The 18,909-nt window shown below is 67.1% G+C and carries 20 protein-coding genes and 1 pseudogene; 12 read left to right on the forward strand and 9 right to left on the reverse strand.

All coding sequences use genetic code 11. The features are described 5' to 3' along the window. Positions 1-5 precede the first annotated feature (5 nt). The 4 genes from AB0O89_RS10305 to lysS all read left to right on the forward strand — a co-directional run bounded on the left by AB0O89_RS10305 (position 6) and on the right by lysS (position 4,453). The gene (locus AB0O89_RS10305) at positions 6-557 is read left to right on the forward strand and encodes a PH domain-containing protein (protein WP_300592913.1); all 552 of its coding nucleotides are present in this window, start codon (positions 6-8) and stop codon (positions 555-557) included. Further along, positions 554-2,128 carry a PH domain-containing protein gene (locus AB0O89_RS10310; protein ID WP_300592910.1) on the forward strand — a complete coding sequence of 525 codons (1,575 nt, stop codon included), beginning with the start codon at positions 554-556 and terminating at the stop codon, positions 2,126-2,128. Before AB0O89_RS10305 ends, AB0O89_RS10310 begins: the two co-directional genes overlap by 4 nt. After that, positions 2,125-2,820, forward strand: a complete 696-nt coding sequence (locus AB0O89_RS10315) for a Rossmann-like and DUF2520 domain-containing protein (RefSeq protein WP_331790843.1) — start codon at positions 2,125-2,127, stop codon at positions 2,818-2,820. The genes AB0O89_RS10310 and AB0O89_RS10315 overlap by 4 nt, the downstream gene beginning before the upstream one ends. A gap of 73 nt (positions 2,821-2,893) precedes the next feature. Beyond that, entirely contained in the window at positions 2,894-4,453 is a 1,560-nt protein-coding gene (gene lysS, locus AB0O89_RS10320; RefSeq protein ID WP_363497124.1) for a lysine--tRNA ligase, read from the forward strand. A 43-nt stretch (positions 4,454-4,496) separates the two neighbouring features. On the opposite strand, the gene AB0O89_RS10325 is transcribed toward lysS, so the two are convergent. After that, positions 4,497-5,606, reverse strand: coding sequence for a DUF4192 domain-containing protein (locus AB0O89_RS10325; protein WP_363497127.1), 1,110 nt, complete (start codon positions 5,604-5,606; stop codon positions 4,497-4,499). A gap of 109 nt (positions 5,607-5,715) precedes the next feature. Between AB0O89_RS10325 and AB0O89_RS10330 the strand changes: the two genes are divergently transcribed. The 4 genes from AB0O89_RS10330 to AB0O89_RS10345 all read left to right on the forward strand — a co-directional run bounded on the left by AB0O89_RS10330 (position 5,716) and on the right by AB0O89_RS10345 (position 9,326). Next, positions 5,716-5,904 (forward strand): hypothetical protein, encoded by a 189-nt coding sequence (locus AB0O89_RS10330; RefSeq protein ID WP_300591526.1) that lies wholly within the window; start codon positions 5,716-5,718, stop codon positions 5,902-5,904. A gap of 53 nt (positions 5,905-5,957) precedes the next feature. Further along, entirely contained in the window at positions 5,958-7,475 is a 1,518-nt protein-coding gene (gene cls / locus AB0O89_RS10335) for a cardiolipin synthase (RefSeq protein WP_300591525.1), read from the forward strand. A gap of 22 nt (positions 7,476-7,497) precedes the next feature. Next, positions 7,498-8,193 (forward strand): hypothetical protein, encoded by a 696-nt coding sequence (locus tag AB0O89_RS10340; RefSeq protein ID WP_363497131.1) that lies wholly within the window; start codon positions 7,498-7,500, stop codon positions 8,191-8,193. A gap of 563 nt (positions 8,194-8,756) precedes the next feature. Beyond that, positions 8,757-9,326, forward strand: coding sequence for a hypothetical protein (locus tag AB0O89_RS10345; RefSeq protein ID WP_300591523.1), 570 nt, complete (start codon positions 8,757-8,759; stop codon positions 9,324-9,326). Positions 9,327-9,422: 96 nt separating this feature from the next. On the opposite strand, the gene AB0O89_RS10350 is transcribed toward AB0O89_RS10345, so the two are convergent. Both AB0O89_RS10350 and AB0O89_RS10355 read right to left on the reverse strand, forming a co-directional pair. Further along, positions 9,423-9,668, reverse strand: coding sequence for a helix-turn-helix transcriptional regulator (locus AB0O89_RS10350; protein ID WP_363497134.1), 246 nt, complete (start codon positions 9,666-9,668; stop codon positions 9,423-9,425). Then, entirely contained in the window at positions 9,665-10,276 is a 612-nt protein-coding gene (locus AB0O89_RS10355) for a hypothetical protein (RefSeq protein ID WP_300591521.1), read from the reverse strand. The genes AB0O89_RS10350 and AB0O89_RS10355 overlap by 4 nt, the downstream gene beginning before the upstream one ends. 260 nt (positions 10,277-10,536) lie before the next feature. Between AB0O89_RS10355 and AB0O89_RS10360 the strand changes: the two genes are divergently transcribed. Beyond that, complete coding sequence (locus tag AB0O89_RS10360) at positions 10,537-13,065, forward strand: ATP-dependent Clp protease ATP-binding subunit (RefSeq protein WP_363497137.1); 2,529 nt, start codon at positions 10,537-10,539, stop codon at positions 13,063-13,065. A gap of 58 nt (positions 13,066-13,123) precedes the next feature. Here the strand turns inward: AB0O89_RS10360 and AB0O89_RS10365 are convergent, their stop codons facing one another. Next, a complete protein-coding gene (locus tag AB0O89_RS10365) occupies positions 13,124-13,381 on the reverse strand; it encodes a hypothetical protein (protein ID WP_363497140.1) in 258 nt (85 codons plus the stop codon). A 182-nt stretch (positions 13,382-13,563) separates the two neighbouring features. Here AB0O89_RS10365 and AB0O89_RS10370 point away from each other — a divergent pair, with 182 nt between their 5' ends. Genes AB0O89_RS10370 through AB0O89_RS10380 form a run of 3 tightly spaced genes read left to right on the forward strand, consistent with a single transcriptional unit; the run spans position 13,564 to position 15,261 of the window. Beyond that, entirely contained in the window at positions 13,564-14,070 is a 507-nt protein-coding gene (locus tag AB0O89_RS10370; RefSeq protein ID WP_292732458.1) for an amino-acid N-acetyltransferase, read from the forward strand. 46 nt (positions 14,071-14,116) lie between these two features. Then, positions 14,117-14,800, forward strand: a complete 684-nt coding sequence (locus AB0O89_RS10375; RefSeq protein WP_300591518.1) for a hypothetical protein — start codon at positions 14,117-14,119, stop codon at positions 14,798-14,800. A gap of 50 nt (positions 14,801-14,850) precedes the next feature. Next, a complete protein-coding gene (locus AB0O89_RS10380) occupies positions 14,851-15,261 on the forward strand; it encodes a dehydrogenase (RefSeq protein ID WP_300591517.1) in 411 nt (136 codons plus the stop codon). A gap of 12 nt (positions 15,262-15,273) precedes the next feature. Here the strand turns inward: AB0O89_RS10380 and radA are convergent, their stop codons facing one another. From radA to AB0O89_RS10405, 5 genes and pseudogenes are all read right to left on the reverse strand, one after another. Then, positions 15,274-16,659, reverse strand: a complete 1,386-nt coding sequence (gene radA / locus AB0O89_RS10385) for a DNA repair protein RadA (protein ID WP_300591516.1) — start codon at positions 16,657-16,659, stop codon at positions 15,274-15,276. Positions 16,660-16,961: 302 nt separating this feature from the next. Continuing rightward, positions 16,962-17,369, reverse strand: coding sequence for an acyl-CoA dehydrogenase family protein (locus AB0O89_RS10390; protein ID WP_300591515.1), 408 nt, complete (start codon positions 17,367-17,369; stop codon positions 16,962-16,964). A gap of 31 nt (positions 17,370-17,400) precedes the next feature. Next, a pseudogene (locus AB0O89_RS10395) lies at positions 17,401-17,553 on the reverse strand (IS3 family transposase); the annotation flags it as partial. A 29-nt stretch (positions 17,554-17,582) separates the two neighbouring features. Then, positions 17,583-17,870, reverse strand: coding sequence for a DUF6262 family protein (locus AB0O89_RS10400; RefSeq protein ID WP_228178689.1), 288 nt, complete (start codon positions 17,868-17,870; stop codon positions 17,583-17,585). Beyond that, a partial coding sequence (locus AB0O89_RS10405; RefSeq protein ID WP_363497147.1) for a tyrosine-type recombinase/integrase occupies positions 17,867-18,909 on the reverse strand: 1,043 nt, incomplete at its 5' end. The genes AB0O89_RS10405 and AB0O89_RS10400, both read right to left, overlap by 4 nt.

Below are 18,909 nucleotides of genomic sequence, written 5' to 3' on the forward strand. Positions count from 1 at the left end.
CATCCGTGGCGGAGGGCGCCGAGACTTCCGCGCTCGACGAGGGCACGTTCTCACGGATTCTCGAGCCGCGATCGGCCAACCGGATTCCGATCGGCGACGGCACCTGGCACCAGCTCGCCCGGCAGTACGTCTGGGTGCAACTCATCTCGTCGGGCATCCTGTTCCTCCTCGTTCTCGCCGCCGCGCTCGCGATCTGGTTGATCGTCGGGGTGGGGTGGGTCTGGATTCCCGCGGGGATCGTGCTGGTGATCCTCGCGATCACGCTTGCTGTTACGCCACGCCAGGCTCGGGCCTACGGCTATCAGCTGCGCGAAGACGACCTGGTCTTTCGCAAGGGGATCCTCTGGCAGCGGGTCGTCGCGGTGCCCTACGGTCGCATGCAGCTCGTCGACATCACGCACGGTCCACTCGATCGCGGGTTCGGGATCGCGCAGCTCAAGCTCGTGACGGCGGCAGCCACGACCGGGGTCGCCATTCCCGGCATCCGTCAAGACGCCGCCGAGCAGCTGCGTGACACCCTCATCGCGGTAGCCGAGACCCGCCGGACCGGGCTGTGACCGACCCCAACGCCACCCCCGCGACGCCCGCCACCCCGCCGCCCGCCGCGGAGGTGCGCTCGCCGCTCAGTGACGGCGAATGGCATCGGATGCACCCCCTCACGCCGCTGTTTCGCGGTGGGCTGGTGCTGGTGATCGTCGCCGGCGTCATCATCGCGAACCTGCGAGACCGGCTCATCGCGATCTTCCTGCCGTGGCTGGCTCCCGGCTTCGAGGGAGAGTCGATCCCCGGTGACCCCGTCGACTACGTCGTGTCGCACAACCTGATCCTCGTTGCGACGCTTGTCGTGCTTGCCGTCGTGATCGTGCTGATCGGCCTCTTCTATCTCGCCTGGCGCTTCCACAGTTTCCGCATCACGGATGACGATGTCGAGGTGCGCTCGGGCGTCGTCTTCCGGTCGCACCGCCGCGCCCCCCTTGACCGGGTGCAGGGAGTGAACCTGACGCGCCCCACCGTTGCGCGACTGTTCGGGCTCGCCAAGCTCGAGGTCGTGGGCGCGGGCCTGGACGCGAACGTCAAGCTCGAATACCTGTCGACGGCGAACGCAGAGGCGATTCGCGGTGACATCCTGCGGCTCGCATCGGGGCGTCAGCTCGGCGAGCGCGGCAAGGCGCAGCGGCGCGCCAGGGCATCCGAGACCGTGTCGGCAGGAATCACCGGCCTGATCGCGGGGGCAGAGGCACCCGTTGCTGAGCCCGAGTCGGTCGTGTCGATCCCTGTCGGGCGCCTGGTCGCTTCCCAAACCCTGTCGGGCACCACGATCTTTCTGGTCGCGGCGATCGCTGCGATCGTGACCGGGGCGGTCACGACGACCGGCTGGGTGCTGTTCGCCGTCGTTCCAGCGGTCCTCGGGTTCGGTGCCTACTGGATCCGCTCGATCACCCGCTCGCTCCGCTACTCGATCGCCCCGACCCCGAGCGGCGTTCGAATCACCTACGGTCTGCTCACGACGATCACCGAGATCATCCCGCCGGGTCGCATCCATGCTGTCGAGGTCACGCAACCGCTGATGTGGCGGCCGTTCGGCTGGTGGGCGATTCGTATCAACCGACTGTCGGGTCGCAGCATGAGCGACGGCGCCAACGACCAGTTCGGCACCGTGCTGCCGGTGGGCAACCGTGCTGATGTCGAGCGGGTGCTGCGACTCATTCTGCCGTCGATCGACCAGGACGACTGGCCCATGATCGTCGACAACGGCGCCCTCGGTCCCGTGGCCGACGACCCGTACACGACCACGCCGAGGCGAGCGCGGCTGCTTCGACCGCTCTCGTGGCGGCGCAACGGATACTGGCTCGGAACTGACGCGCTGTTCCTGCGTCGGGGCCGGATCTGGCGCACTCTCGCCGTCGTGCCGCTGGCACGGATGCAGAGCCTCGAGGTGAGTCAAGGTCCGCTCGATCGCGCGCTTCGGGTTGCGAACATCCGTGCGCACACGGTCATCGGTCGCGTGTCGGGCAGCCTCGGCATCCTCGACCGCGACGACGCGTTGCGCCTGTTCGATGACGGCGAGCGCGCCGCCATCGGCGCCGTCGCAACCGACCGCTCGCACCGCTGGGCGGGGGAGGAGTGAGCGACAGGCTGCGCGTCGGGATCGTCGGCGCGGGCAGGGTCGGTCCTGTCATCGGTGCGGCACTCGCGGGAGCGGGGCACGCCATCGTCTCGATCACGAGCGGCTCGGACGACGACCGCGTCGCCGCGATCCTTCCGGGCGTCCCCCTCCGGGACCCACAGGATGTCGTGCGGGAGAGCCAGCTCGTCGTGATCGCCGTTCCACACGATCAGCTCGAGGGACTCGTGACCGGACTCGCCGAACTCGACGCGTGGCAGCCGGGTCAACTCGTCATGCACACCGATCCGGCGTTCGGTACCGACGTCCTCGCTCCGGCGCTGGCGCGCGGCGTGATTCCCCTGGCGATTCATCCGGCGATTGCGTTCACCGGCACGTCGATCGACCTGCGTACCCTTGTCGGTGCGTATGCGGCTGTCACTGCGCCAGCGCCCGTCCTGCCGATCGCGCAGGCGCTCGCGGTCGAACTGGGATGCGAGCCCGTGATCATCGCCGAGAGCGACCGAGCCGCCTACGCCGAGGGTGTCACGACCGCCACCGACTTCTCGCGCTCGATCATCCGTCAGGCCACCGACCTGCTGCGTTCGGCCGGCGTTGCCGAGCCGGGGCGCTATCTCGCGGCGCTCATGCATACGACCGTCGACCACGCGCTCGTCGAGGCGGGAACCGACGACATCCGCCCACCCGTGGACTGAGCCGGAGCGACCGCCAGCGGAGCCTCGCCGGCCCGCCGATAGACTGGGCGACGATTTTCAAGGAGCCCCCCTCATGACCGACACGCCTGCCGCCGTGCCCGCGGACGCCGCCCCCGAAGCATCCGACGAGGACGTCTTCGAGCAGAAGGCGGTGCGGCTGGCAAAGCGCGAGCGGCTGCTGGCCGAGCGCACGGATGCCGCGGGCGGCGCCTATCCGGTGAGTGTGCCGGTGACCGCAACCGTCGCTGAGGTTCGCGAACGCTTCGCCCATCTTGAGGCAGGTGACGAGACGGGCGAGACCGTGTCGGTTGCGGGTCGGGTCGTCTTCAGCCGCAACACCGGGAAGCTGTGCTTTGCCGCGCTCCAGGCCGGCGACGGCAGCCGCATCCAGGCGATGGTTTCGCTTGCCGCCGTCGGCGAGGAATCGCTGCAGCGATGGAAGGAACTCGTCGACCTCGGCGACCATGTCGCCGTGACGGGCGAGGTTATCTCGAGCCGTCGGGGCGAGCTCTCGATCATGGTGGCCGAGTGGACGATCGCTGCCAAGGCGCTGCTGCCCCTGCCGAACCTGTACGCGGAACTGAGCGAAGAGAGCCGCGTCCGCAGCCGCTACCTCGACCTCATCGCCCGCGATCAGGCGCGCCAGACGGTGCTTGCCCGCGCTGGCGTCAACCGGAGCCTGCGCGACACATTCGCCGCTCACGGCTTCGTCGAAGTCGAGACCCCGATGCTGCAGGTGCAGCACGGTGGGGCGTCAGCTCGCCCCTTCGTCACCCACTCGAACGCGTTCGATACCGAGCTGTACCTGCGGATCGCGCCCGAGCTGTTCCTCAAGCGCGCGGTCGTCGGCGGTATCGACCGGGTGTTCGAGATCAACCGCAACTTCCGCAACGAGGGAGCGGACTCGACCCACAGCCCCGAGTTCGCGATGCTTGAGGCTTACCAGGCCTACAGCGACTACAACGGGATCGCCGACCTCACGCAGGAGCTCATCCAGAACGCCGCGATCGCCGTGACCGGCTCGACCGAGGTGACCTGGGCCGACGGCACCGTCTACGACCTCGGTGGTCAGTGGGAGCGGATGTCGATGTACGACTCCCTCAACGACGCGCTCGCCGCCGCCTGGGAGGGCACGGATGCTGCCCCTCGCGTCGACGCCGCGACTCCCCTTGCCGATCTCACCGCGATCGCCGAGCGCTTCGGGGTCGACGTGCCCTCGCATCCGATTCCCGGCAAGCTGGTCGAGGAGCTTTGGGAGCACTTCGTCAAGCCGACGCTCGTGCGTCCGACGTTCGTCATGGACTTCCCCCTCGACACGAGCCCGCTCGTGCGCGAGCACCGATCGATCCCCGGTGTCGTCGAGAAGTGGGACCTCTACGTTCGCGGCTTCGAGTTGGCCACCGGATACTCCGAGCTGGTCGATCCCGTCATCCAGCGTCAGCGCTTCGAAGAGCAGGCCAAGCTTGCCGCGCGCGGTGACGACGAGGCGATGCGGATCGATGAGGAATTCCTTCGCGCGCTCGAGCACGGGATGCCGCCTACCGGTGGCATGGGGATGGGGATCGACCGGCTGCTCATGGCGATCACGGGTCTCGGCATCCGTGAAACCATTCTCTTTCCCCTCGTGAAATAGACGGCGCGTGAAATAGACCGGCTCGTGAAGTAGGCCGGCGCGGTCACCGCCCCGGTTCATCCAGCCGGAACGCCCAGTCGGGCAGGTGGCCGGCTCCCACGAACGAGCGCACGATCTCAGCGAGTCCATGCTCTGGTTCGATCGCCGTCGCCTGCTGGGCGAAGAGGTCGGCGTGCGTCGACCTGCCGAGTGCCCACGAGAACCACGCGGCAACCGCAAGCGGGCCTGGACGCCGAGATGCGGGAACGGCGCTGGCGACATGGCGCGCGAGCAGCAGGGCGCGGCCCAGTCGCTCAGGTGACGGCCTCGCGCCCTCGCCCCACAGCCGCATCGCGATCTCGCTCGGGTACTCGTCCCCGTCTTCCCAGCGAGCCTGCGCGTTGGCCGCCTCGTCTCCGGCATCGATACCGTCGATCCAGCAGATGAGGGCGATGTCACGCAAGGACGGCCTCCCCAGTGCCCACGCCACAGCGGCGATCTCAAACGGTTCCAGGGTTGCGGCATCCGTGCTCAGCAGTCGTTCCACGAACGCCGGAAGGTCATCGAGAAGGCATGCCGCCGCGAAGGCGCGGGGATCGATCCGCGCAGCATCGGCCGGTGGATGGGCCGCGTCGGAGAGCACCAATGCCCGGATTGCCGCATCGAGCGCCGTGCACGCACCCTCGACCGCGTCGGATCGTGCGGCATCGAGCGGGACCAGGTCGGCGCCGGCGAACTGATTCGCTTCTGGCTCCGCGACATCCCCGAGGCCCGAGGGCAGATCATCCGCTGACGGAACCGAACCCGCGTCCGACGTCGCATACGAACCCCACCGCCGGTCGGCTACCCACAGGGCCTCGACGATCACCACACCGCACGCCTCGGCTCGACGCTCGATCCCCTCGACGAGGGCGCGGGCCGGGGCATCCGTCTCGCCGTAGACGACGATCGCGCAGCCGTCGGCCTCGGGTACCCGGCACACGAGCCCCATCATGGTCGCCGCGATCTCATCGGCGCGGTCGTCGTCGGGCGGGAGGTCGAGGCGCAGGGCGCCGCGACTGCGTCCACGCCGGAACGGCACCAGAACGACACTGCGCTGCGGAACGAACCCGAGGAGGCGAGGAACGACGGTCAGGAACTCGGCGGGTGAGGTCGCATGGATGATCGGAGTCATGGGAATGAGCATGCGAGCGGCGCCGCGTTGCGTTGCAGGATCACCGGCAGGACGGGGATAGGTGAGGCTCGGGGCAACCTGGGGAGAGGGGGCCGCGTATCCTGGAGGCGTGGACAACTTCTGGGTGGCAGCGCTGTGGGCGATCCTGCCGACCATCGTTGTGGTGACGCTCTTCTTCTGGGTCCTGCGCAGCATCATCCGTGCCGATCGCAACGAGCGCCGCGAGTATGCGCGCATCGAAGCCGAGGAACGCGCGGCGCGTGGGCTTCCGCCGGCGCCCGCTGCAACCGAGCAATAGCCCGAGTTCCCACTACGCTGGCGTCAGACCGTCACAGCGGAGGGAGCTGACGCATGGTGCTTGCAGGACTTGTGCCGTTGACGTCCGGCGGAGATGTCGATGTGACAGTCGACCTCCCCGACATCGCGTTCTGGTGGCTCCTCGCGCTCTTCCTGTTCGACCTCAGCATCCGTATCGCGGCGATCATCGTGATCCCGCGCAATCGCCGCCCCACCTCGGCGATGGCGTGGTTGCTTGCCATCTACTTCATCCCGATCGTCGGTGTGTTGCTGTTCCTGCTCATCGGGAACCCGCGACTGCCTCGAAAGAAGCGCCAGCAGCAGGAGCAGATCAATACCGCATTGCGGGAGAACGGTGAGAGCATCGCGGTCGGGACGCTCCGACCCGGTGCGCCGGCCTGGTTCACGGGGCTTGTCGATCTGAACACGAACCTCGGAGCGATGCCGCTCACCGGTGACAACCAAGCCACCCTTATCTCGGAGTATCAGGCGAGCCTGGATGCTATGGCCGATGCCATTCGCGGCGCCCAGAGCTACGTGCACGTCGAGTTCTACATCCTGCAAACCGACGCATCGACCGACAACTTTTTCGCAGCCCTCGAGGAGGTCGCTGCGCGCGGCGTCACCGTTCGTGTGCTGCTGGATCACTGGGCCAACCGCGGCAAGCCGTTCTACAAGAAGACGCTGCGGCGGCTCGATCGCATGGGTGCCGCGTGGCATTTGATGCTGCCCGTGCAACCGCTCAAGGGTAAGTGGCAGCGACCCGACCTGCGAAACCACCGCAAACTCCTGGTCGTCGATGGCAAGGTCGCCTTCGTCGGGTCACAGAACGTCACCGACTCGACCTACAACCTGAAGAAGAACATCAAGCGAGGCCTGCACTGGGTCGACCTCATGGCGCGGGTCGAAGGCCCGGTCGTCTCGTCGATCGACGTCGTTTTCCTCTCGGACTGGTACAGCGAGACCGGAGAGATCCTCACCGACCAGATCGATCTGTCATCCGTCCCTGACTCGGGCGGCAACCTCGACTGCCAGATCGTCCCGTCCGGTCCCGGTTTCGAGTACCAGAACAACCTCAAGCTGTTCATGGGACTCCTATTCGCGGCGCGCGAGAAGATCATCGTCGTCAGCCCCTACTTCGTGCCCGAAGAGTCGCTGCTGCTCTCGCTCGTCACCGCCTGCCAGCGCGGCATCCACGTCGAACTGTTCGTCTCGGAAGAGGGCGATCAGGCGATGGTGTACCACGCCCAGCGCAGCTATTACGAAGCCCTCCTCCGTGCAGGCGTGAAGATCTGGATGTACAAGAAGCCCTTCATCCTGCATTCGAAGAGCCTCACGATCGACGACGATGTCGCCGTCATCGGCTCGAGCAACATGGACATGCGCTCCTTCGGCCTCAACATGGAGATCTCGATGATGGTGCGCGGCGAGGAATTCGTCGCCGATATGCGCCGCGTTGAGGCCGAATACCGATCCCTCAGCCGCGAACTCACCCTCGAGGAATGGTTGAAGCAACCACTCAGGTCCACGGTGTTGGATAATCTCGCCCGGCTCACTTCTGCACTCCAGTAGCAGCGCCGCACCAAGGAGCCTCATGAAACGCCGTGTCCTTGCATCCCTCGTCATCGGCGCGGTTGCCGCGCTCGGCCTCACCGGGTGCCTCAGCAGTTCCGATGCCCCCGCCGGGCAGGAGACCGACGTGAACGCCGCCTGGCTCGACGACGGCCGAATCATCGCGCTCGTGACCACCGGATCCAGCAGCTGCGTGCCCGTTGCCGAGAGCGCCGAGATCAATCAGGACGGCGCGCTCGCTGTCGAGCTCTCTCTGCCGGATGCCGACCAGCCCTGTACCGCGGACCTCGCACCGCGCGCGACGCTCGTGCCGGTGCCCGAGGGGGTCGACCCGTCCCAGGACCTCGTGATCTGGGCTACCGGCGAGGGCTACTACGGCGATGTGACACTTCCTGGAGTCTCGGGCCTCGCCGGCCCGGGTGGATCGACCGACTACGAGCCGACCGCGGGATGGACTCAGCAGCAGGGCCAGTTTGTCATCCTCACCTGGGGGTCGTCGAGCTGCGTGCCGGTCGTCGAGACGAGTGAGGTCACCGCGGAAGCCGAGGTGACGGTCACGTTCCAGGAGCCGCCGGCAAACCAGGCGTGCACGATGGACATGGCGCCGCGCACGAACTTCGGCTTCGCCGACGGTCTGTCGGGCGTTTCCGACGTTCAGCTCGTGCTGAGCGGCGACTCCCTCGACAGCACGATCCCGATCTACGGCACCAGCGACTGACCCCCGCGCCCCCGTGGGCGGCATCCGTTCGCGCCCTCCCCACGGTTCCGCTGTCACAGATTGTCGTGTTCAGGCGTCGGCGCGTGCATTCTGTGACAGTCGAAGCCGCGTGGATGCTTGTGGATAGGCCATCGACTGCTCACAGATGACCGCCGCGGGGTTTGTGAGGCGACACGGTGGTGCAGCCTTTCGGCATGGGGCTCATCGAAATTCCAGCAGCCTTGGGTCGAACGTTCTCCGTCGAGGACGCGCGCAAGCACGGACTTAGGGCTTCGCGACTCCGGTCTACGGACCTGGATCGGCCCTTCTACGGTGTCCGAAGTCTCCCGCACGCGAGTGAACCCGATGGCGATCCCGCGGCCCTGATCCGAGAGAACGCCGAGTGCTTTGCGACCCGGATGGGAGAGCATGAGTTCTTTAGCCATCTCACGAGCGCTGCGTTGTGGAGTCTGCCGCTGCCACCGCGAGCCATGCGCCAAACATGCGTTGATGTTGGCGTGCTGGCGCCTCGACGGCTTCCCCGAGGACAGGGCGTTTCCGGCCACCAGCTCCGCTCTTCACTCGTGACCGTTGTCGAGCACCCAGCGAATCGGATGCGTCTCCTGGATGCCGCGAGCACCTGGACGTCGCTGGCGGCGAGTCTCCACCCCTACGACCTGGTGGCACTCGGCGATGCGATCGTTCGGGACTGGCGTCTGGCTCACGGAGGCTCACCGCTCGCCACGGTTGCGGACCTGGAAGCGCTCGTCGTTGCGGGGCGTCGGGTTGGTGTCGGCGCGTTGCGTGCTGCGTTGCCGAGGATCCGCTCCCGATCGGCTTCTCGGACCGAGACATGGCTCCGGCTGACTCTCGTGGATGGAGGTTTGCCGGAGCCAGAGCTCAACGCCCGTGTCAGCCTCACCGCCCAGCGCGATGTCGCGCTCGACCTCGCTTTTCTTCACGAGCGGGTGGGAATTGAGTACGAGGGCGACCACCACCGGGTCGAGGCGGCTCAGTGGCACGCCGACCTAGAACGCTACGAACTCCTCGCCGACGAGGGCTGGCGGATCATCCGGGTGACACGTCGGGATCTGTTCGTCACGCCTCGCGCCCTGATCGCGCGAGTCCGCGCCGCCCTGAGCGCGACTTCCTGATTCAGGTACGGGGTTCGACTGTCACAGAGTGCGGTCTGCGAGCCAGTCCGGCTGCGATCTGTGACAGCGGAGCGGGGGTGGAGACGACGCGGATGCCTAGTCCGAGCCGTCGGCGCGGACGAGGAGGTCCCCGACCTCGCAATCCAGGGCGCGGCAGATCGCTGACAGGGTGGAGTAACGGATGGCGCGAGCGCGATCGTTCTTGAGGATCGACAGGTTCACCACCGAAACGCCGACCAGTTCTGACAGTCTCGTCAGCGTCATCCCGCGTTCGGTGAGCAACTCATCGAGGCGACAGTGGATGCCGCTCGGTCCGTCGTCTTCGGCTTCGGCGGGGCTCACACCAGTCCCTCGGTGTCACGCTGCATCCGGCGCATCGCCTGGAACACGTAGCCGAGGGCGAGGACGGCGAACCCGACGAGGGGAATGGTGAACCCCCACCCGTCGATTCCGAACCCCACCAGCAGGATGCCGCCCAGGGCATCGTTGGTCGTATGCGCAGCCTCCATCGATCCAAACCCCTGCGCAGCGGTCCCCAGCAGTGGCCCGAGAGCGAGGGCGAATCCGGCCGCGAGCGTGAACCGATACAGCGTGACCGGGAAGCGCATGCCCGAGGCGATGGCCCACAGCAGCCAGGCCGCCGCCGCGCCCACGATCAGTGCCGTCACGGCGAAGGCGACGTTTCCCGCCGCCATCAGTAGCCGCGCCGACTGCGCGAAGTCGGCGGTCACGGATGCCGATTCCACCGAGGCTGCAGTCACCCCGGCATCCGGCGTGATGGGTAACGGGGCTTCGGCAAGGAGAGTGAGGGTGATGTCCGGAGAGAAGAGGACTGCGAACGCCCGCGCAAGCTGACCCGCGCACAGAACGAGTGCCATGAGGGCTGCCAGTACCGCGATCGTCCGGATAGTGCCCCGGTCGACGCGGCCGGGTTGGGTGTCCTGTGACATGATGGGCAGACTCCTTATCGTTCTTCGTTAATAACGATAAACGATATGCTGCTCCCGTCAAGTAGCGGCCTCTCACCGCCCGTGCACCTGCGGGCCGGTCGGGATTGCGGCGAGGCCGGATCGCCAGCCCGCGCGAGAAGGAGGATGCGGTATGCCCCTGGCGAACACGGGCATAGCGTTCCCGCTCCGTCGTTACTCTCGATGTACGACGCCAGCAGTGGGTCAGCATCCAGCGACTCACCGGCCGAAGGAGTAAGCGGATGTTCGAGAGATTCACCGACCGTGCCCGTCGCGTGGTTGTGCTCGCCCAAGAAGAGGCGAAGATGCTCAACCACAACTACATCGGCACCGAGCACATCCTCCTGGGTCTGATCCACGAGGGTGAGGGCGTTGCTGCCAAGGCGCTCGAGTCGCTCGGTATTTCGTTGGATGCCGTTCGCGAGCAGGTGCAAGACATCATCGGCCAGGGCCAGCAGCAGCCGACGGGCCACATCCCGTTCACGCCGCGCGCCAAGAAGGTCCTTGAGCTGTCGCTGCGCGAGGCGCTGCAGCTCGGCCACAACTACATCGGCACCGAGCACATCCTGCTTGGCCTCATCCGCGAGGGCGAGGGCGTTGCCGCTCAGGTGCTCGTCAAGCTCGGCGCTGACCTCAACAAGGTGCGCCAGCAGGTCATCCAGTTGCTTTCGGGTTACCAGGGCAAGGAGCCCGCGGGTGTCGCCACGGGCGCTGGCGAGCAGGCCCAGGGAACGGCTCAGGGCGGATCGCAGGTGCTCGACCAGTTCGGTCGCAACCTCACGCAGGCCGCGCGCGACAACAAGCTCGACCCCGTCATCGGGCGCGAGAAAGAGATCGAGCGGGTCATGCAGATCCTGTCGCGCCGCTCCAAGAACAACCCCGTGTTGATCGGTGAGCCCGGCGTCGGCAAGACCGCCGTCGTCGAGGGCCTCGCGCAGGCGATCGTGAAGGGCGATGTCCCCGAGACGCTGAAGGACAAGCAGCTCTACTCGCTGGACCTCGGCTCGCTCATCGCCGGATCCCGCTACCGCGGCGACTTCGAGGAGCGCCTGAAGAAGGTCACGAAGGAGATCCGCACCCGCGGCGACATCATCGTGTTCATCGACGAGATCCACACGCTCGTCGGGGCCGGTGCTGCCGAGGGTGCGATCGACGCGGCATCCATTCTGAAGCCTCTGCTCGCGCGCGGTGAGCTGCAGACCATCGGTGCCACGACGCTGGATGAGTACCGCAAGCACTTCGAGAAGGATGCTGCGCTCGAGCGCCGCTTCCAGCCGATCCAGGTTGCCGAGCCGAGCCTGCCCCACGCGATCAACATCCTGAAGGGGCTGCGCGACCGCTACGAAGCGCACCACAAGGTGCAGATCACCGATGGCGCGATTGTCGCGGCCGCGAACCTCGCCGACCGCTACATCAGCGACCGGTTCCTGCCCGACAAGGCCATCGACCTGATCGATGAGGCTGGAGCACGCCTGCGCCTGAGCATCCTGTCGAGCCCGCCGGAGCTTCGCGAATTCGACGAGAAGATCGCGAAGGTCCGCGAGCAGAAGGAAGCTGCATCCGAGGACCAGGACTTCGAGAAGGCTGCATCCTTGCGCGACGAGGAGAAGAGCCTGCTCGCCGAGCGGCTGCGTCTTGAGAAGCAGTGGCGTTCGGGTGAGGTTTCGTCGCCCGCCGTCGTCGACGAGGGCCTGATCGCCGAGGTGCTCGCCCAGGCGACCGGCATCCCCGTCTTCAAGCTCACCGAGGAGGAGTCGAGCCGCCTCGTCTTCATGGAGAAGGCGCTGCACCAGCGCGTCATCGGCCAGGAAGAGGCGATCGCCGCTCTATCCAAGACGATCCGTCGTCAGCGGGCGGGGCTGAAGGACCCGAAGCGTCCGAGCGGCTCGTTCATCTTCGCCGGTCCGACCGGTGTCGGAAAGACGGAGCTCGCCAAGGCACTCGCCGAGTTCCTGTTCGACGATGAAGGTGCCCTGATCTCGCTCGACATGAGTGAGTTCGGCGAGAAGCACACCGTTTCGCGTCTGTTCGGTGCCCCTCCCGGATTCGTCGGCTTCGAAGAGGGCGGCCAGCTCACCGAGAAGGTGCGTCGCAAGCCGTTCTCGGTCGTGCTGTTCGACGAGATCGAGAAGGCCCACCCCGACATCTTCAACTCGCTCCTGCAGATCCTCGAAGAGGGCCGGTTGACCGATGGTCAGGGACGCGTTGTGGACTTCAAGAACACCGTCATCATCATGACGACGAACCTCGGTTCGCAGGCGATCGCCGGCGGCCCGGTCGGGTTCCAGGTCGAGGGTGACACCGCGACGTCGTACGACCGGATGAAGGGCAAGGTGAACGAAGAGCTCAAGCGGCACTTCAAGCCCGAGTTCCTGAACCGCGTCGACGACATCATCGTGTTCCCGCAGCTCGATAAGGACGAACTGCGTCAGATCGTGGACCTGTTCACGAAGCGCCTGGGCGAGCGCCTGCTCGACCGCGACATGACGATCGAGCTGTCGCTTGCCGCGAAGGATCGCCTCATCGAGGTCGGGTTCGACCCGGCCCTCGGTGCTCGCCCGCTGCGTCGCGCGATGCAGCACGAGATTGAGGACCAGCTGAGCGAGAAGATCCTGCACGGCGAACTGAACCCCGGCGACCACGTGAAGGTGGATGCCGAGAACGGCCAGTTCCTGTTCGAGCACGGTCCGCGCGGTGAGAAGGTCGCGGTCGGCGTGATCTCGGGCGGCGACATCTCGATCACGCCTGACCTGGCGATCACCTCGGACTGATCCCGGCACAGGCTGAGAGGGGACGGATGCTTCGGCATCCGTCCCCTTCGTCGTTCCCTCAGGCCGCCAGGGAAGGCGCGAGGAGCGCCGCTACCGCTGTGTCGAGGATGATCGACTGCCGCACCTCGACCGCATGGTCGTAGCGGGGGCCGGCGAGGGCGACATAGACCCCGCCGACGATGTCGATGTAGCCCACGACCCGATCAGCCCGGTGCACTTCGTACGTGGTGGGACCGATGAGAACGACCGATTCTGACGTCGGTGCGGGGGCTCGAGGCGGGGCAGCGGGCGTGGGGGTGGATGTCGTGGGGACCATGGTGGATCCTCCCGTTGAAGGGAACTGCTCCTGAAGGGTCCACCCGCACCGGGCGAAACGGTGGGGGCTTGACATCACCGCGCGATCGGTGGTGCTACCTCGATCATCCGCCGCGCCGGTCAGTCAGGGAAGGGGGTGCGCCTGGCAGATTCCTTGGAGAGTTCGCGCTCTAGGCTGGGGGGATGACCGAATTCAGCGTCCGACCGGCACGAACGGCGGACGTTCGCGCGATCCAGGCTCTCCTCGAACCCTGGGTGCAGCGACGAGTTCTCCTGGGCAAAGACCTCGTGGTGCTGTTCGAGTCGGTGCAGCAGTTCACCGTTGCCGAGGATGCCGATGGCCGACTTATCGGGTGTGGTGCGCTGCACGTCATGTGGGACGACCTCGGCGAGATCCGCACTCTCATCGTCGCTGACGAGTGGCTGCATCACGGCGTCGGCCGAGCGATCGTCGACCGTCTGGAAGAGAACGCGCGTGCGCTCGGGCTGCGACGCCTGTTCTGCCTGACCTTCGAGGTGGAGTTCTTCTCGGCCCGTGGTTTCGAGGTGATCGGCGAGCAGGTCGTCGACCCGGACGTGTACTCACAGCTCATCCGCTCGCCTGACGAGGGTGTCGCCGAGTTCCTGGACCTCGCCCATGTGAAGCCCAACACCCTTGGCAACACGCGGATGCTGAAGACCTTCGACTGAGGCGCGCCGATCCGGCGTCGCGCGGCCCCGCGCCTACCCTGGATGCATGAGCAGCCAGCCACCGCGTCGCCGCCCGTCCCCGGGCGTGTACCGTCGGCGGCGCCTCGTCGTGCTGCTCGCACTGATCGCGATCATCGCCGCGATTGTCTGGTTGTTCGTCGCCCAACCGTGGTCGAGCGCGGCGCAGCCGGATGCCGGTCCCAAGCCGACCCGCACGTTATCCGTCAGCCCGGCCCCGACCGCGACAACGCCCGCCCCGACTGACTCGTCAGCACCCGAGGCTGCGGCGACCACCGACCCCGGCCCCCTGGAGACCGCGCCCCCGACGTGCACGCGCGGAGACGTGACCGTTGAGGCACTCACCGACCAGGACGAGTACGCCTCGGGTCAGAACCCCCAGCTGTCGATCCGGCTCACGAACACCTCGGATGCCTCGTGCACGATCAATGTCGGAACCACGACGCAGTCGTTCACGATCACCAGTGGGAGCGACACGTGGTGGCGTTCGACAGACTGTCAGACCGACCCGAGTGACATGATCGTGACGCTGGAGGCTGGCCAGACAGTCGACAGCGCGACACCGCTGACGTGGGACCGCACCCGCTCATCCGTGAGCACGTGCGACGCCGAGTCGCGCCCGTCAGCAGGCGCTGGTGGTGCGTCGTACCACCTCGCTGTGGAGATCGGCGGCATCGCCTCGGACCAGACCAAGCAGTTCTTCCTCTACTGACGCCGACCGCACGCCGGGAGCCTGCCGGTGGGGTCATCTACCCTGGAAGGATGGCTGGGAAGAAGGGCGCGAAGCCGCTGGAGTTCCGCAACACGCAATTGGCTGATGCGCTTCAGACGCAGGATGTCGCAGCTGTTGCTTTTGCCCTGCGGCACGGTCCGACAGTGGTGCCGCTCATGAAGCCGGGGCAGCGCGACAATCCGCTCGACGTCGGTGAGGTGTGGACCTTTCGCGACCCGAACACCGGCCAGGTTGCTCTCCTTCTGTTCAGCGACGCGGCAAACAAGCCGGCGACCCTTCCCCCGGCGGTCGCGCTGATGCCGCCGGCAAGCCTCAAGACCTTTCTACAGGCGCACCGCGACGAGATCACCACAGTCTTCTTCGACCTGGCGGGGCCTCATCCGATGCAGGCGAGCCCAGCCGATGTGCTTGCCGCCCTCGAGGTCCGGATCGAGGACTAACCCGGCCGGCAGCTAGAAACCTGGTCCATCGTCGGAGCGCTCGGAGCCGGGTCGCCGGCCCGGCCGCACCGTATGCAGACTCAAGTCCCCGAGTGCGCCGCGCAGATTCTTGGATGCCGCATCCACGACCGTGCGGTAGCCGAGACGCTCAGCCTCTGCCCGCCGCTGGGCCGCTTGCATCACGGGTCTGATCTCGCCAGCGAGGCTGAGCTCGCCGATCGCTGCGGTCCCCTTGGCAAGCGCAGTCTCACTGACAGCGTTGGCAACGGCGACCGCAATGGCGAGGTCTGCCGCGGGCTCGGCCAGCCGCACCCCGCCGACGGTCGACACGTACACATCGTGGTCGCTGACGATCACGCCAGCTCGCCGTTCGAGCACCGCGAGAACCATGGCTACGCGTGAGGCCTCGACGCCGTTGACGATCCGCCGGGGGTTCGGTGCCGAGGTTTTGATCGTGAGCGCCTGCACTTCGACGGGAAGGGCCCGGCGCCCTTCCATCGCGATCGTGACGCAGGTTCCCGCTACCGGATCGCCGTGCCCGAGGAATAGCGCGCTGGGGTCGGCGACCTCTTGGATGCCGTCGCCGGTCATGTCGAAGCATCCGACCTCGTCTGTCGGGCCGAAGCGGTTCTTGAGGGCACGAACGAAGCGCAGCGAGCTTTGGCGGTCGCCCTCGAAGTGGCAGACGACATCGACGAGGTGTTCCAGGATGCGGGGGCCGGCGATCGAGCCGTCCTTGGTCACGTGCCCCACGATGATGACCGGCAGGCCCCGTTCCTTCGCGACCCGGATGAGTGTCGACGCCACCTCACGCACCTGCGACGGATGGCCCGCCGCCCCCTCGTGCATCGCCGACGAAACGGTTTGCACCGAATCGACGATCAGGAGGCTCGGCTGCACGTCGTCGACGTTGCCGAGAATGGTCGCGAGGTCGGTTTCGCTCGCGAGGTAGAGCTCGTCGTGCAGGGCCCCGGTGCGCGAGGCCCGCAGCCTGACCTGCGCGACGGACTCCTCGGCGCTCGCATAAAGAACGCGGTGACCGGATGCCGCGGAGTGCGCCGCGACATCCAGCAGCAGTGTCGACTTGCCGACGCCGGGCTCGCCGGAGAGCAGGATTGCGGCACCCGGGACCAGACCGCCGCCGAGCACGCGGTCGAACTCGCCGATGCCTGTCGTTCGGCGGGGCGCGTCGGATGCCGAGACCCGCGTGATCGGTTGCGCAGCGCGATCGGCGCTCGGCGCCGTGGGGGTGAGTGTCCGCACGATCCCGGTCTGTTCGGCGGCTTCGACCACCGTGCCCCACTGCTGGCACTCGCCGCAGCGGCCGACCCACTTGACCGTTGTCCAGCCGCACTCGGTGCACCGGTAGGGAGCAGCGGTGGTCGGACGTTTGGCCATGCGATCAGGCTAGCCGCGGCATCCGACACCGCCACCCGGCGCGCCCTGCCCTGTGGCTAACTCCTCACATCCGACCGGCACGGGCCCAAGCCGGCATGACCGAGGCCGGAGATGTGGCGTTCTTGAGGAGTTGGCGACGCCGGCCCGCGCTGGTGCGCGCCGGGTGGCTCTGTCGCTGCCCCGGACGGGGCGGCCACCCCGCCCGGAGCCAACTCCTCACACCCGCTGCGGCCAAGCCCGGGAACCAGCGCCCTGGGCGGGAGGGCCGCCAGGATTGAGGAGTTCGTGACGCATGCCGCGGGTCAGTCGGCGGTGAGGACGGCCTCGCCGACGACCTGCTGGGCCAGGGGCACCGAGTACGCCATGAGGGCTCCGGCCTGGGCGTCGCGGAAGATCCGCTGAATCGGCGAGCTCAGCAGGAAACTCCCGCCACCGCCGACCCGGAGTGCCTCCGCTGCAGCCTGCTTGGCGACCTCGTTCGCGAGCATCTTCGATTCGGCGGCGGCGGGCATGGCCTCCTCGGAACGCTCGTCGGCGAGCCACGCGACGCGCTCCGCGAACAGGCGTGCTGCCTGCAGCTGCGTCCACAGCATGCCGGTCTCCATCTGCACCCACTGGTTCTCGGACTGTGACGGGGCGCCGCCTTTGCTCTTTCGGGCGGCGGCAGCGTAGGCATCCATCGCAGACTCGGCGATGCCGATCGAGAGCATCGCGAATCCGACGGTGATGAGGTTCGCATAGTCGGCGGTTGTACTTCGTTTCGATCCAGGTGACCATCGCGAGGCGGAGATCGGCGCGGGTGTCCCAGCGTCTCGTGTTGAGTACGTTCTTCTGGAGGAGACTGAAGAAGCTCTCCATACTCGCGTTGTCCCCGGCTTATCCGGCTAATCGGCCTTGGTGCTGGGTTTGGCCGGGTAATGCGGTCAGTCGGCGGTGAGTCGGCGGAGTTGCGCGTCGTGGTGGCGGACGGTGTCGGCGAGGGTATGGACGGCTTGTCGGAGAGTTGCGAGTTCGTCGGTGATCGCGGTGATGTTGCCGTCCGGCGCGGTCTGCTGGTGGTGCTCGATGATGGCGCGGAGTTCGGGGTTGCGGTAGATCGTGGACCGGGAGATTCCGGCGTGCTCGGCGACCGCGGCGATCGTGATCGGGTGGCCGTCTCGGGCGAGGTCGGCGCAGGCTCGTTCGATCTGGTTCAGCGTGGTGCTGGTCATCCGGTCTGTGTCTCCGTGTCGGCGATGAGCGCGTCGAGGCGGGCGATGAGCTTCTGGTGGCGTTCGGCCTCGTCGATCCATCCTCGTTGTTCCGCGTCGCGGGCGAGAGCGTCGGCGTCGACGCGTTGCGCGGCGAGGATCGGCAGTGAGGAGGGTTCGGACCGGTAGGACGGGCAGTGCTCGCAGATGTTCGCGTAGCTGCATGCTCCCTGCGCGGGGGCGCGGAGGCAGAACCCGCCGGCCATGCGGGACTTCAGCAGCGGGGCGTCTTTCCAGTCGCGTCCGCCGGTGATGGCCGTGAGCGGCAGCTGGGTGCGCCCGCCGGTGTCTCCGGCAGCGGGGGCGGTGGTGTTCTGTTTCGCGAGGTCGAGGGCGCGTTCGTATTCAGTGCGGACGGTGTGGTCGAACAGGCGCCCGTAGCGGAGGCTCATCTCCGCGGACTGGTGGCCGAGGAGGGCCATGAGGGCTTGCAGGGAGACGCCGGCGTTGACCAGCGCGGTCGCGTAGGTGTGTCGCAGCTGGTGGGAGGTGACGTGCCCGAGCCCGGCGACCTCGGTGGCGTGATCGAGTTCGCGGCGGACGCCTTGCTGGGTGAGTCTGCGGCCGAGGTAGGTGAACAGGAACTGCGCGGGTCGCCGGTAGCGGGGGTGCGGGAGTGGTCTGCCGTGGGAGCGGATCTGGGTGACCCGGTCGATCACCTCGAGAGTCTCAGGATCGAGAGGGACCATGCGTTCGGTGGCGAGCTTGCCGAGCGGGACCTTCAGCCATGCCCCGTTCCCATCGAGCTCGTGAACGCAGTCCAGCTCGAGGTCGAGCAGTTCCCCGATCCGCAGCCCGCAAGCGCGTTGCAGCCGCAGCGCCAGTGCGGCCAGCTCGTTGTCGGGATGCTCGGTCAAAGCGGCGGTGAGTCGCCGGTCGGCATCGATGGGGAGGTAGCGGGGCAGCACCTGCGGGAGCTTGGGGATGTCGTCGCGGAACAGCACCTTCCGAGGTGGCGCTGCGTCCCAGCCCCATTCGGTGATGTCGCGGAGGAACGTCG

Origin of the sequence: Microbacterium sp. NPDC076895, assembly GCF_040687115.1 — a bacterium.
Classification (GTDB): Bacteria; Actinomycetota; Actinomycetes; order Actinomycetales; family Microbacteriaceae; genus Microbacterium.